The 13,749-nt window shown below is 54.3% G+C and carries 11 protein-coding genes; 1 reads left to right on the forward strand and 10 read right to left on the reverse strand.

Translation table 11 applies throughout. The annotated features are described in order from the left end of the window. Positions 1-11: 11 nt before the first annotated feature. From HMPREF1207_RS05705 to sigK, 5 genes are all read right to left on the reverse strand, one after another. Positions 12-2,363: a hypothetical protein gene (locus HMPREF1207_RS05705; protein ID WP_016423495.1), complete on the reverse strand. Its 2,352-nt coding sequence runs from the start codon at positions 2,361-2,363 to the stop codon at positions 12-14. Between the two features lie 14 nt (positions 2,364-2,377). After that, positions 2,378-7,255 carry a DUF6603 domain-containing protein gene (locus HMPREF1207_RS05710; RefSeq protein WP_009673328.1) on the reverse strand — a complete coding sequence of 1,626 codons (4,878 nt, stop codon included), beginning with the start codon at positions 7,253-7,255 and terminating at the stop codon, positions 2,378-2,380. Positions 7,256-7,324: 69 nt separating this feature from the next. After that, the gene (locus tag HMPREF1207_RS05715) at positions 7,325-8,761 is read right to left on the reverse strand and encodes a hypothetical protein (RefSeq protein ID WP_009673297.1); all 1,437 of its coding nucleotides are present in this window, start codon (positions 8,759-8,761) and stop codon (positions 7,325-7,327) included. A gap of 243 nt (positions 8,762-9,004) precedes the next feature. Then, on the reverse strand, positions 9,005-9,523 hold the full coding sequence (locus HMPREF1207_RS05720) for a DUF2569 domain-containing protein (protein ID WP_009673324.1): 519 nt from the start codon (positions 9,521-9,523) through the stop codon (positions 9,005-9,007). 156 nt (positions 9,524-9,679) lie between these two features. Further along, complete coding sequence (sigK, locus tag HMPREF1207_RS05725) at positions 9,680-10,381, reverse strand: RNA polymerase sporulation sigma factor SigK (RefSeq protein WP_009673339.1); 702 nt, start codon at positions 10,379-10,381, stop codon at positions 9,680-9,682. A gap of 360 nt (positions 10,382-10,741) precedes the next feature. Here sigK and HMPREF1207_RS05730 point away from each other — a divergent pair, with 360 nt between their 5' ends. Continuing rightward, entirely contained in the window at positions 10,742-11,344 is a 603-nt protein-coding gene (locus HMPREF1207_RS05730; RefSeq protein ID WP_009673314.1) for a copper amine oxidase N-terminal domain-containing protein, read from the forward strand. Positions 11,345-11,388: 44 nt separating this feature from the next. On the opposite strand, the gene HMPREF1207_RS30710 is transcribed toward HMPREF1207_RS05730, so the two are convergent. The 5 genes from HMPREF1207_RS30710 to HMPREF1207_RS05750 form a co-directional block, all read right to left on the reverse strand. Further along, on the reverse strand, positions 11,389-11,481 hold the full coding sequence (locus HMPREF1207_RS30710; protein ID WP_170318645.1) for an excalibur calcium-binding domain-containing protein: 93 nt from the start codon (positions 11,479-11,481) through the stop codon (positions 11,389-11,391). Continuing rightward, entirely contained in the window at positions 11,468-11,893 is a 426-nt protein-coding gene (locus tag HMPREF1207_RS05735) for an SRPBCC family protein (RefSeq protein WP_009673315.1), read from the reverse strand. The genes HMPREF1207_RS30710 and HMPREF1207_RS05735 overlap by 14 nt, the downstream gene beginning before the upstream one ends. A gap of 154 nt (positions 11,894-12,047) precedes the next feature. After that, complete coding sequence (locus tag HMPREF1207_RS05740) at positions 12,048-12,740, reverse strand: hypothetical protein (protein WP_009673350.1); 693 nt, start codon at positions 12,738-12,740, stop codon at positions 12,048-12,050. Positions 12,741-13,001: 261 nt separating this feature from the next. Further along, entirely contained in the window at positions 13,002-13,352 is a 351-nt protein-coding gene (locus HMPREF1207_RS05745; RefSeq protein ID WP_009673332.1) for an immunity 51 family protein, read from the reverse strand. Then, complete coding sequence (locus HMPREF1207_RS05750) at positions 13,342-13,689, reverse strand: hypothetical protein (protein WP_009673334.1); 348 nt, start codon at positions 13,687-13,689, stop codon at positions 13,342-13,344. The genes HMPREF1207_RS05745 and HMPREF1207_RS05750 overlap by 11 nt, the downstream gene beginning before the upstream one ends. Positions 13,690-13,749 lie beyond the last annotated feature (60 nt).

A 13,749-nucleotide genomic window follows, 5' to 3' on the forward strand; every position in this document is an offset into this window, starting at 1 on the left:
TTTCCTCCACTCTACTGCGGCTTAACTGTCATGCCCGGTTGAAACACGATCCGCTCCGGAGATTTAACTATCTGCAGGGCAAAATCGGAAGGGTTCAGCGTCAATTGGTCCAATTTCAGCGCTTGCTTGATCGCATCGGCCGACTGCTGCACAAGCCCGTCCGCCTGGTCGGGCCTCAAGTCCAGAACTCGTCCCGGTCTCAAATGCCGGTCGCGAACCGATAAATGCACGTTCAATTCCGAACCGAAGGGAGATCCGGAACGGTCCGGCAGCACGCTGCGCAAATTAATTTCCCCTTCCTCGTTCAGACCGAACTGGAACCCTTCCTGAGGCTCGCTTAGCTCAATCCTGTCAGGGATGCCGCGGAATAAGGCGAGCAGCACGCTGGACGAAAGCCGCTCCAGACGGGCGATCCCGAGCGGAAGCCCCACGGCGTCGAAGGCGCGCACCGCAAGTCCCGGCCATCCGGCAACCGCAGCGGACCGGAGCAGAAAGCCCGCCAAGGGCAGGGCTTCCCCGCCAGGCGCCGCGCTCCGCCCATCTCCGGGGCGGGTACGGACGGTTTGCGCGGCCGCTTCGGCTGCCGCCCGGATCGTTCCTTTGGTCATGCCGTACGTAAACGAGTCGCGGCTGGAATGCATCGCGATTGCCAGCATGCCGTCCAGCATGGCGTCCAGCCAGTTCGAATCCAGGTAAAAAAACCGGATGGATTCGGACGGCAGCATTCGCTCCTCCGGTACCAGATAATAGAACGGTACGTCGTACAGTAGAAGCTTGTAGGCGAGCCACAGCGCAATCGGCTCCAGATCGTCCCGCGTCAGCTCCGCGACCGCCTCTTTGACCTCATCCCCGGCCAAAAATTGCTGCAGCGCGGCAACGGGACTTACGCCGGAGCCTTCCTGGAGCAGTTGCCGGCGCGCGGAAAGATTCTGCTGCGGGCTGTCCTGCGGCAAACCGTAGAGAGGCGGCTCCGGAATTTGCTCCAGCAAATCCCCCTTCATCGCGCCGAGCAGCGCCTCCCGCATCAAGCCAGATTGCGCGAGCTCCTTCAAATCGGCGGCGTCCGTCAGCCCCGAAGCCTCCAGCCGGTGATACAGCAGGTCTGTCAGCCGGTGGCAGCGGCGGCGGTAATCCAGGAGCAGCGAGCCGAACGTGGCGTCGGACAGAGCAAGACTGCGCCCGATCTGCCAGGCGGCCGCCAAAGAAGCGTCAAACAAGCCGTTCGCCTTGTCGTAAATCAAGGCCGCATCCGCCGTGAGCAGCGGTTCCGCGGGCAGGAAGGAAGCCGGCCGGACCGGAGCGAGCGGCCCCCGGTACCAGGCGAAGGTGTCCTCCCCGCTCCGGATATGGAACGGAAGGGGCACATAACCGCTGCGCAGCCGCTTCCTCGCTTCGGCACCGGCCGCGTCGTCCGGCGGCGCTGTCCGCTCCTCTCCTCCGTCCGCCGCCCCTTGCGGCAGCCGGAGCAGCAAAGCGCCCGGATCATACGCGGCGCCGGACATTTCCTCGGCCACCAGGCGATGCATGAGGCCGGCGAAATCTTCCTTGCTGTCGGGACGGCAGCGGAATGTCCACCTGGCGAGGGACAACAGGGCGATTTTCTCTTTAGGCGGCTTTGCGCCGGGCTGCAGAAGATCGTCGAATTTTTCCAGCGATACGAGATGAACAATGTTTCTCGAGCCGCCTTCATCGGTCTCCTGCGCGTAAGGAAACCGGTTGCCCGTTACGACGCTGTACCACCCGTCCTCCTCGTGCCCGGCTGCCTTATCCTGCGTATTTACCTGCCTGACGTGCGTCAAATAAGGCAGCTCATTCAGCTGAGGGATGATCGACTGGAACACACCCGCATCCATTTGAATGTAAAAACAGGTCTGGCCCTCGGTCACGTCCGCCTCCCGGACCAGAGTCTGGGGGACATACACGTCGGGGCTGTTTTTCAGCCCCATAAATTCGCCGGCCGTCGAACGGATGGCCAGCGTCTCGGCATCCGTCCGGTCGGCAGGACCGGCCAGAAGCTCCTCTTCCTGGAAAAGAAGCAGGGCCAGCCAGGGGATGTTCGGCCCGCTCATCTCACGCTCCCACGGCAGGACCCGTGTATTCAGCACCAAGTGCGGAAGCTCGTCGGCAAATTTGCCGGTGCTGCCCGCGGGCGGCACCAGGCTGTGGATCTCCGAAGGGTCGATCGCAAACTGCGGGGCGTGCACGATAAAGGGTTGTTCGGCCATCAGAAGAGCTTGCTCCTGAGCGGTAATCCCGATATCCTGCACGGACTGCTTTACGGTTACCTTGTAATTTCCGGCGGGTAAGCCGGGTAAATCATGATCATAAAACCGGATTTGACCCTGCTGGGGTTCGTCACTCATGTTTTCCGCTCCTTTCACGGCTTCACCTGCATGGGAGAATCGGTAAAGAGATCTCCCGCTTCTTCGGCAAGACGGGGCAAAGGTCCGTTCGTGCCGCTGTAGGCCTGCATGCCTTGCAGCGCCGCAAATATGGCGGCCCGGTTGGCCGCGGAGGGACCCATAACTCCCGCAATGTCTCCCGGTGTCGTATCGGCCGGAACGGGCGCATAATCGGTATTCGCGGCCCCTCCGGGCTCGAACGGGAGCCGCCCCTGCGGCACCACGTCATCGTAAGCGAGCAGGTCCGCCTGCAGGCCTGCCGCCGAATAACCCAGCTTCGATCCGGGAGGAGTAACCGTTAAGCCCGCGGGCGTATTCCGCGTCGTATCGCTGCCCGGCACCTGCGGATTGCGCATAAACCGGCCGTCCGCGTCCTTCAGCGGCTCTCCCCACAGCGCCGTCGGCATGTTCCGGTAATACGGAACGAGCTGCCAACCGGAAATATCGTGGTCCAATCCGTCTTTTTCGACCGTCAGGTGATGCTTGGACGAGACGTTCGTTTTGTTCATTGTCCGGATGTGTACGGGGTAGGCTTCCGGGTATTTCGGGTCCGTCACCGGGTTCGTCGCTTGGCCCGCCGTGAAATGACTGGCCGGAATCGCCGTCTGTGTCGTAAAGCTGAAGGAGCCCGCACGGACCAGCCAAATATCCGGTCCCGGCCCGGAAGGGGATGGCCCCGCCGGATCGGAAAGTTCCGATGTCTGAGATGGTTGAGATGGTTGGGACAGTTCATATGGTTGGGATGGCAGGAACGCTTCATGCAGTTGGGACGGTTCGGATGATTGAGACGGTTGGGACGTCTGAACCGGCGGCACCGCCATGTCCCCCTCCCCGCTCCCCGCAGCATCTTCGCTGTCTGATTTCAAAGCCGTACCCGAGGCGCCGGGAGAAAGCGAGCCTGTCAAACCGGCCACGGCCGTAATTTTGCAGACGTTGTCGAGAGAAGGGAGCAGCGATTTAAACTCGCCCCACTCGATCGGGCTTTCGTCCCCGTCCGAGCGGTCCGCTCCGAATCCGACCGTGAACGAGATGACCCACCAGTGCACGTGGGCCTTTCCGCCCGTCGGCGGTCCCCACAGCTCTACGGATGCCCCCAGCTCGACGCTGATCGTTTTGGTTACGAACAGCAGGTCCAGACGGTACGAGGCCCCGATGCTCACGCTGATACCCGCCTGGAAATGGAACGGATGGAAGGTGATCAGCAGATCCGCACGGGCCGTGAACCAGGCTTTTAGGTCGCCGTCGTGAAAAAGAACTTCCAAACCCCCGCCGGCCATAACGGCTGCCGGAGTCAGGGCGAAATAAGCTTCGCCGTGTATGTTCACATAGTCGCTGACCGCCCAATTGAAGCCGATCCGCGGCACGGCCGGGTAAAAGGACGGAGGCTTGAAGCTCGGATGATAGCCGCCGAAAGTGACGACGAACTGCCCTTCTCTCTCCCCTTCGTACCATAGATAAAAAGCGAAGCCGCCCGTCAAATGACAGTTCGGATCGATCAGGAAAGAATTCGGAGTCAAAAGAGCCGTCAACCCGAAGAAACCGGCGGACGGCTTCCAGTCCGCTTCCAGCTGCAGCTCCGCGTAAGCGTACATGGTGTTTCCGGCCTGGGGCAGACGAATGGAGGAAAGCCCGAGCAGGGCCAGCTCCAGCTCCCTGCCGAATTTGGCGATAAGCAGGGCGCGGGTATGCAGCAGCTCGTACGACCAGAAATCGACGCCCACGGCCAGCCAGTACTCGCCGGTTTGAGGACGGATCCATGCCCTTTTCTTGCCGGGAGCGTATTCCTGCGTTCCTTCCAGCTGCGCCATTACGTCGTTCATCGACAGTTTAGGCCCCGTGTCCCGGGTCAGGGCGAGCAGCGGAAATTCGAATACTTCCTCGGGCGCGGGCATATTTACGTCCCGGTTATAGCCGAAACCGGCGGACAACCCGGTCACAAACAGTGCGGGCGGACCGCCGAGCGGCGTATCCACATTCGCGAACACGAAGAGCGACGGCTGCCCATCGAGCATTTGCGCGTACGAACCGAGCGCTTCCAAGGCAAAATCGGCCGTCCGGATCGTAGCGGCCCCGTCATACATAAACCGGGCGCCCTCCGGCGGAGGCACGACTTCCATAAAGCTGCCGCCGATTTCCAGAGGTGCCTGAGTGTAATCCACGCCGATTCCGAGCAGCTGGAATTTAAGCTCGAAACGATCGAGCGGGGAACCGAAGCCCATGCCGGCCAGACTGATCGTCAAACCGGATGAGGTTAAAGAGCCGTCCAGCATAAACCAGAGGGTCCCGTCCCCGTAACCGATGCCCAGGCGGGTGATCGAAACGGGGCCGAACGTTTTCTGCACAAGGAACCACTTAGCCGAAGATGCCGGGGATGTGGAGGACACGGAAGAGAAAGCCGGGACAGGAGGGCCGCCGGACGGTGCGGACACCGACTCGTAAGCCGCGGGCGATTCCCAGGCATCCGGATTGGCCGGGTCCTGCTGCCCGGACGCTTCCGCAGCCAAGGGCTCCCGGAGAGCGGGCTGTTTCTGCCCTCCCCCCGGTATAAGCGCGAAAGACAACGTTTGCGGCGTACCGCCAAAACGGAGATCCGCGCCCGCGGTCAGACCCGCCTCCACTCCCGACGGCAGCGGGTGAACCGATTCCGGCAGCAGCTTGTTGATCTGTCCCGCCTGGACCGGTGTAAACGGGGCAGATGCGTACAAAATCTGCAGCTGCTGAACGGCAATCGTATCGTCGGCAGGAAGCTCTTTGCCGATAAGGGGCAGATCGGTCAAGCTTACATGCGCGTCAAGGTCAAGCCCGAGGGCAAACTTGCTCTCTTTCTCGTCTTTGTAAAAAATGAATTTCACATCCCGAAGATCGATCGCCAGGCTCTGCGGGATTTCCGCCGCCAGCTCCGGTGACAGGGACGCAACCAGATCGCGGATGGAAACGGCGGGCGGGGAGCCGCTTTTCCGGCTGTATGTCGCTATAAAGGTTTGCGAGGTCAGATCCTGCCGGTCAAACAAAAGATCGAACTCCAGCGATCCGATGACGATCTGACCGCCGAAAAAAGCCTCATACCGGGCTCCGGCTGGATCGCCCGTTCCGGTCTGGTTCGAAACGACGCGGATGCTCAAGGTTAAGGCAACGGGCACGGAATTCACTTTGAAATCGCTCTCGACCGTAAAAAAGAAGCTGTTCCCCGAATCGGAGGAAGCGTATTTCAGCTCCAGATTTTTTAGCGTCATCCCGCGTATGGGAGCAGGAATGCCCACGTCGAATTTGGCCGCGAGATCGTCCAGCAATTCCCCCATCGGTATTGGGTTCTCTTTCCCCGCTTGGACCACGATGTTCCAGCCCCCCCGAGACGTGCCGCCGGAAGTATCGCCCGAACCGGCCTCCAGCGACAGACGGGCGTCCACTCCGGCGATGGTCATCGTCCCTTCCAGATTGAAGCTCGGCTGGCCGTCGTAATCCAGTTCGAACACGAGATTGTTCATCACAAACGTGTTCGGGCCCGTTCCGAGCGGATGCTGGGCCAACCCCGCCCGGATAAAGTATGTGCCGGCGGTGGAGCCGCCCATCTGGAACTCCTCCACCGCTATTTTGTACGCGCCCGTCGGCAGGCCGAATTTGGCGGCGATCATCGTGAGGTCGATTTCGCTCCACGGCTCCATCCGTACGACGACCGACAGATCAGGAATCCTTGGCGAGGGAACCAGGTTCGCCGAAACGAGCAGATCGACGCCCCCGATGTCCAGAATCCCGGACATTTTGTAGGAAGCGCTCGGATGATCGAACGGGTTCCGGACGGCCACGGCCGCCTCGATATCGCCGATTTCAACCCAATTGGGGACGATAGTCAGCGGCTTGTCCTCAAGTGCGGTAAGCGTCGCCTTCACGTACTCCACGCTTCTGGAGCCGAGACCTATACCAAGGGCCAAACGTCCGATCTTGACGGACGCAAGCATGCTTTCAAACGACGGAGGAAGATACTCCGTGATGCTGACGCCGCCGAACCAATGGGCGATGTCGTCAGGGGAAGGAAGATCCACCGGGCCTTCCAGGGAAAGCTCGGCAATTCCTCCCCCCGCGGGCAGAATCAGCGAGGTAATCCGAACCGGCTGTCCGTTCCACTGGATCGTCGCCGTGATTTCCAGCCCGGACGGCGCACTGGCTGCCGCAGGGTCATGAACGAGCCTGGCGTCGACGGGCACCTTCATCGCCTGAAAAAGCCCGGATAACCCGCCGCCGTCATCCGGCAGCTTCAGGTCGAGCGACAAGCCCGGCGCCCCAGTATCCCGCAAAACCGCGGGACCGAACGCCAACGGACCTACGCCGATTACCCAGTCCGCTTCCTGCAGCAGCCCTTTTGTTTCGTCAAGCGCGCCGTAGAAATAAACCGCCCCGTCCATGTCGAGGTTCAGCTCGGGTTCCGCGGCTTTTCCGGCGGCGATCAGCCATCTCGGAGCTGTTCCGTCCGTACCGGGTTTAAGCGCCAGGTCCTGCCAGAACGTGTTCGTCAGCCAAGGCAGCGCATCCCCGAAGCGCCAGTCCGGCGTTACGAAAACCGAGAGCACGAGCACCGGTTCCGAGTCCGCCCCGTATACGGCGCCGTGGACCGAAGCCGTTTTCTTCGCCGAAAAAAACATCCTCGCCGGGCTGCCGGCCAGTTGAAGACCCGCGCCTTCAAAGGTAATGATCCCCCCCGATTCCGCAGGAGCCGTCCGTACCCCGGTCACGGTCAGGGTGCCGCTTCCCGTCAATTGACGGAGCTTCTCGCCTGTCGGGCCCAGCTTCGCCGTATCCAGCGTCAGCGTGCCGCTCCCCGCTTCGTACATAGTTTGAAGATCGGACAGAAAGCTCACGCGCACTCCCCCTTTCCTTTTTTACACAAGTTCCAATACATCCCGGAGCCCAAGCGCTTCCTGCCAGCCTTATACATATTGAAGCTCCATCCGGATCGGTAAATGATCGCTGATGGCATAATGGTACACATAATGGGCTTCAAACAAGGAAGACGGCGGTCCCGCCAGCTTAGGCGCGGCATTAAGCATATCGGTAACCGCTTTCGATTTGCGTTGCTTCGCATTTTGCCGGTCCCACCAGTTGTTGTAAATCGTTTGGGCCAGACTTCCCAGTTCGGGGGAATAGGAAGCAGTCGTTGTAGACCGCGTCTCCATAATGGGAGTACCGCCGGGCTGAACGCCGATTTGTACGCTTTTAGGGATCATGGCATCCATCAGATTGACCACAAAGGCCGCCGAAGGATCGGCTTTGGGGGCTTTTACGAAAAATTTATCGTACTCGCTGGACAGCACACTTTCGATATTCGTGGGACTTGCAACGGTGGTGGAGGGATTCACAAGGATTGAAGTGAGACTCGTTTTGCTGTTCCACAGCCTTTTTCCGTAATTGAGTACGGTTGACAAGGCCGGATCGCTGGCGGGTTTGGGGAAATCGGGGCCGGTAATGCGCTGAAAAGGATGCGCATAGATGTAGGCGTTCTGGGCATCGCGTACATATTGGAGTCTGCCGAGGCTCATGTCAAAATAATTGAGCGCCCATTGTTTGGCCGCGTCCGTCGCGTTCACGTTAAAATCGCCCATAATGACGCCGACAGCCGCATTCTCGACGGTAGGATTCAATTGGTTGCTGGCGATAATCGGCAGGCTGTCTCCGGGTCCGGGTGCATGGTAAAGAACGAGGGTGAGGTCGACATTCGTTCCGCTCGTCAGGGCGCGCAGTACGAAAGGCGGGCGGGAACCGCGAAGCGGGAACGCTTCCGGCGATTCGGCCAGGAGCAGATCGACGATGTCCTTTTTCTGGGCGTCGGTCAAGGCAATCGTGGGGGCTTTCTTCGTCAAATCCAGCAGTTTGTAATTTTTTAGCATCAGCTCGAACTTTTTGTAAGGAATCATAAAGGCCGCATCGAGCCATCCGTTCTTGAACAGGCTTTTCCAAAACAACTCCTGATCGCTTTTGCTCACTTTGTACGTTTTGAAATACGTGTCGAACATGGTCTCGCCGACGACGTTCCATAGCAGGCTTGCCTGCCTGCTGAACAGGCCGCTTTTCCATAGAAACACATACTGCTCATTGGGGCGCGCCGGCGTCATTTCACTCGCTTCTCCGGTCCAGGTGATGCCGCTGCCCTTGCCGTTGTTCTTTTTCTTCTCCAGGTTGTTGAGGCAGGTGACGAGCGTGTCCTTGATTTCGTTGCCGAGCCAGCCGACCAGCTCCATAATTCCGACGACATCCGATTCGGTCATTTGAATGACCCGGGCGACGTACTCGACAAACGACGTGTCGTTCATCTTGTCCTCCCCGAATTTTTCAATGTTCCACGATAAAAGCTTGAGTGAACCTGACACTGCTCATGCCTCCCGTCTTGAATCCCGTTTCAAAATAGAAACAAGGAATTGGATCACTTATACTTTTCTACTATAATTACCATTTCCCTCCTGTAAGAGAGCTGAAATTTGTGGAATGGTTATGGGGACCAAGATTACTTTTGTGCACGAATTACCTGACTCAAGAACAAGGAAAAACCCCTGACACCAACTGTCAAGGGTTTTAGTTAAGGTAGGACAAATCTTGGGTAAACACGTTAGACCTTAAGCGGTATACGTATTTCTCACACGCTCCGATTTAATAAAATACAAAGTCCATATCACACAGGTAATCCCAGTCTTTATTAAATCTCTCAAAGCCCCGTCCATAAAATCGGGAGCCGCTTCGGAGACGAATGAGTAAGCGAGATAAGCAAGGCCCGAAAGCGCCAGGCTCACCAGCAAAAAAATGATGGACATCGTTTTGAAAAGCCGCTTCCGTTTGTAACATAAATAGCCCAGAACGACCGGAACTACCGCGTAAAACAGATGCGAAACCGTCTCCACCAAGATGGCCGTCCCCAGTGCGGGATAATCGCTGAAATAAGCGGCCGCTTCGCCCGACTCGTACATAGGCCAGAGGTAATCGACTAAGCTGTAGACGGCGGAAATAAACGTAAGAATTAACCCGATCGAAAACACAATCAACCAGCCGCCAAATCCCGATATCCCCGCTCCCCCATAATCGCCCTCATAAACCTCTCTTTCATTGTTGACTTTTAATTCTCTGACATAAGGCTCCATATTTCGATCCGCTCTTTTCCTGAAATTTGCTTACCCGTTCATTCAAGCATATTTTGCGTTCCTTGAGTACGGGCCTATTTTGTCGAAAAGGATAAAGAAATCGAAATAAAAAAACCCTCATATTGAGGGGGGAATTTTTTTGAGGATAAGTTCCTGCTACCGCTTCGCTTTGTAAAACTCATGATACAGCTTCATCAGCGCACGCTTCTCGATGCGTGACACGTAGCTCCGTGATATGCCCAATTCCTTCGCGATTTCGCGCTGGGTCCGCTCTTCACCGCCGTGCTCCAGCCCGAAACGTCCGACCACCACTTCTTTTTCACGTTCGTCCAAAATATCGAGGTTGCGGTAAATCTTGCTTTTCTCGATCTTCAGCTGCACCTTGTCGACGACGTCGTCCGCTTCCGTACCGAGGATATCGATCAATGTGATTTCGTTGCCCTCTTTGTCGGTTCCTATCGGATCGTGTAGAGAAACGTCTTTCCGGGTCTTTTTCAGAGAACGAAGGTGCATCAGGATTTCATTCTCTATACAGCGCGCCGCGAAAGTCGCCAGCTTGGTCCCTTTGGTCGGAGAAAAGCTTTCGATCGCTTTGATGAGGCCGATCGTTCCGATCGAAATGAGGTCTTCCAGATCCTCGCCGGTGTTGTCAAACTTCTTGACGATATGTGCAACAAGCCGAAGATTATGTTCGATGAGCAAATTGCGGGCATGGGCATCGCCTTCCGCCATTTTTTGCAGATACTTGCTTTCTTCCGCCTCGGTGAGGGGCTGCGGGAACGCGTTGTTTTTGACATACGATACCAGCAGTGTCAGTTCTTTGATAAAAAAGGCAATGGCGCTAAACAATCCTGGCAAAGAGGACACCTCCTGCTCCAATTCCCGTACCAACCATGGATTAACGGCTGCGGTCTTCTCATTGTATGAGGGCAGGTGCCTAATTGTGCCTGTACGGGCGGATTTGGTGGGGGGATTCAAGGAATGAACAGCGATGAACTATTCAAAGTGAATTCGTTCCCTTCCTTGTCTATTGGAAGGAGTTGTCCGGGAATCCGCTGGATTGAGCATAGATGTATCAGGTTCTCGATACTTATGCACAGATTACAGTTAGTTGGAAGCTCGTTTCTTCACTTTTATTCGACAAAATCCCCCCATTTCCCACACTGGAAAAATATGCTTAAATGAGGGTTGTACCTATATTTAGAATGGAGATAGAAGATGAAAAAGAAAATTATCATGCTTGTCGCTGCGTTTAGTGTGTTCGCAGGGGTCGTATCTGCTTCAAGCATTAATGGAGTTTACAAAGGAAATGCCATCGTCAAGGTCACGGTTAACGGCAATGAGGTCAAAAGCGAAGTACCTGGTATCAATTTGGACGGGACCACCATGCTTCCTGTGAGAGCTGTTTCTGAGGCGCTGGGAGCAGAAGTGAAGTGGGATCAGAATACTTATACCGCGGAAATAGAATCATCGCCGACTTTTAAAAGCCTGGATGAGATAGCGAGGCATTTAAAGAACTACAATATTCATTCGGTTGATTACCATACGGATGGATCCGGCCACACGGAATTCATTGCTATTTATGAGGGTGTATTCTTTATGGGGAATGAAAATGAATATAATGAGGCAGTCAAAGAAATAGCAAAGCAAGCAATCACTCTGGGAACTACTGATTTTATTTTCGCCGATATGCTTAATCAATCCATAGCAGGAACTACAGAAAATGCCCGTGCTTTTTATAACGGTAAACTAACGGAAACTCAATTTCTTGATACCCTGATTAGGGAGGATATAGAAGAAGAGAGCGAGCTAGATTCATAATAGAAAGCATTAAAAAAAGGGCCCTCAATTGAGGACCCTTTCTTCTATTTCTGACAAGCGATTCCGTCACCATCACGATCTAACTTCGAGCTGTGACCCGGCTCTCGCTTTGAACGATTTTCTTTAAACAGATTCACTATACTTTTTAAAATTATCTAAAATCGCCTGCCATCCTGCTTTCTGCATCTCAACGGAATTGGCGGCTTCCGCTTCAAAAGCTTCAATTACCTTCGTGTTGTTTTCTTGATCAATAAACGTGATCGTAACCTTTCTTCCATCTCCAAGAGTGTAAGAAATCAATTCATTTATTCTGACTTCATCATATTCTCCACCGAATTCAAATCCAAAACTTCCATCTTTCGCTTCCATTCTTGTGAGAAATTTTCCGCCAGCCCTTAAATCATTTTCGGCTTTCGGGGCATGCCAGTCATCAGAAGCAAAAGACCATTTCGTTATATGCTGTGGTTCTGTCCAATATTCCCACACTTTTTCAACGGGAGCATGAACGGTAGCTTCTACCGTTATTGTTACTTTATCGCCGGTTTCCATTCTAATTATCGCCCCACTCTATTAGATTTGTACTATCGATAATTATACCACTGTGCAAATGGGAAACGATAGTTCAAAAAACACCCAATATTACCGATCATTCATACGAAAAACAGATTAAAAACTCCTTCTATAAAAGAGAGAACTCCCGCCCTCATCCCTTCGACGTTTTCGGAGTCGGTTTCGGCGTGGAAGGCGGCGAAGGTGTAGACGGTTTAGCCGCCGGCGTCGGGGTCGGCTTGGCGGTGGCGGTCTCCGGCTTGGATGTCGGCTTCGGCGTCGGTTTCTGTGTTGCCGCGGGTTTCGGAGAAGCGGAAACCCCAGGCTTAGGCGATGGAGTTGCGGTCGGCTTGGGCGACAGCGTGGTTCCCGGTTTTGCCGTTGGCGACGCCGTCGGTTTTGACGTGTTCGTTGCCGCGGGTTTAACCGTCGGGGAAGCGGACGGTGAAGGCGATACTTTTGCCGTCGGCTTGGGTGTCAAGGTTGGTCTCGGCGTTACGGTCGGCTTAGCCGACTTATACGGTACGATGACCGTGGTGTCCGTATCGGCATCTTCTTCCCGGTTTTCGTCGGCAGATGCCCCGCCCTGCTGCGTCCCCTGCTCAGGTGCGACAACGGAGGTCTGGTCCGCAGACGGCGCTTTGGCACCGGCAGGCGTTGACACCGGCACGTTCAGAGGCTTCTCGGGTCCCGCATTTACCGCGCCCACAATCATCAGCACGAAACAGGCCCCGGACCCCATAAAAATCTTTTTGGCTTTTCCGTTTTTCCGGATAACGGCGACAACGGCCCATACGAACAAAACGACACAACCGAGCAAACTTAACATGCCAATCGAATTCCACATAAAAACATACAGCCTCCCGTGTAGTTTCAAGACTTCTAGTATAGCAGAATCCGGTTCAAGTTAGAGGAAAATTTTGCACGTTTGCCCTATTCTTTTCGCACGCCGGAAAATGAAAAAAGAAGCCGCTGAGGGCTTCTTTTTTCAGCTTATCGCTTCGATGGATATCGGTGCGACGCTCCAAGTTCTCCCGAAGCCGCTTACTTATAATGTGTGGTGTCATATTTATTGAGAAATTAGGGCCCCCTTAATTTTAGATAAGTATTAATCCAATTCTGCTCTTGAAAATAAATCCTTTATTACAGCCTCATCTTCACAGGCTTTTTTAAAGTCTACAATAAATTCTTTTAAGCTTTCAGGATTTGAAGAATAGGCACAAAACATTCCCGCTTCAGGATCAAATCCGATATCTTCTGCCAGATGCGGTTTTCTTTCATCTAAAAAAACTTGTGCTAAAGATCCCCAATCATAACCATTTCCCTCAAAGCCTTCATCTTCTCTTGTTTCAAAAATTTCCGGTTTATAACTTCCTGCGTTCAAACATACAGAAAAGCTACTTTCATGGGTTACCCAGAAGAAGGGTTTAATAGTTTCTTCAAAATTATTAGTGTCCATATTGTTCTAACTCCTTGAAAAGTTCATCGCCATTTTCTTTTATACCCTCTCTATATTTAGCAGGTATTTTGCTTTCACAACGTGCAAACCAATCATTAAAAACCTGTTTCCATTCTTGTATTTTTCTTTTTTCTAACAACAAATTAGCATCTGTCGTATATTTATGTGAAATCATTAACAATAAATCGATATTTGCCAGAAGTGGTTGAGCCATATTATCATTTTTTTTCATCCAATCAGTTACGCTCTCAATTGTCGAAATAGAAAACTTAATATAATCTACTCCAACATATTGTGCCAATTCATTTCCTTCCGGTGCCGTACTGAATATTTTCATTTTAAAACACTTCCTCATAGGAGTTGAAAAACTGAGCGTCTCTTTTAAATCCCTTGTTGT

This window comes from Paenibacillus sp. HGH0039 (genome assembly GCF_000411255.1).
Classification (GTDB): domain Bacteria; phylum Bacillota; class Bacilli; order Paenibacillales; family NBRC-103111; genus Paenibacillus_F.

Excerpts from the sequence above, each read along its gene's own strand:
- HMPREF1207_RS05735 (WP_009673315.1), bottom strand. The coding sequence starts at position 11,893 with ATGGAAACCGGCGATAAAGTAACAATAACGGTAGAAGCTACCGTTCAT.
- HMPREF1207_RS05730 (WP_009673314.1), top strand. The coding sequence starts at position 10,742 with ATGAAAAAGAAAATTATCATGCTTGTCGCTGCGTTTAGTGTGTTCGCA.
- HMPREF1207_RS05745 (WP_009673332.1), bottom strand. The coding sequence starts at position 13,352 with ATGGACACTAATAATTTTGAAGAAACTATTAAACCCTTCTTCTGGGTA.
- HMPREF1207_RS05705 (WP_016423495.1), bottom strand. The coding sequence starts at position 2,363 with ATGAGTGACGAACCCCAGCAGGGTCAAATCCGGTTTTATGATCATGAT.
- HMPREF1207_RS05750 (WP_009673334.1), bottom strand. The coding sequence starts at position 13,689 with ATGAAAATATTCAGTACGGCACCGGAAGGAAATGAATTGGCACAATAT.
- HMPREF1207_RS05740 (WP_009673350.1), bottom strand. The coding sequence starts at position 12,740 with ATGTGGAATTCGATTGGCATGTTAAGTTTGCTCGGTTGTGTCGTTTTG.
- HMPREF1207_RS05720 (WP_009673324.1), bottom strand. The coding sequence starts at position 9,523 with ATGGAGCCTTATGTCAGAGAATTAAAAGTCAACAATGAAAGAGAGGTT.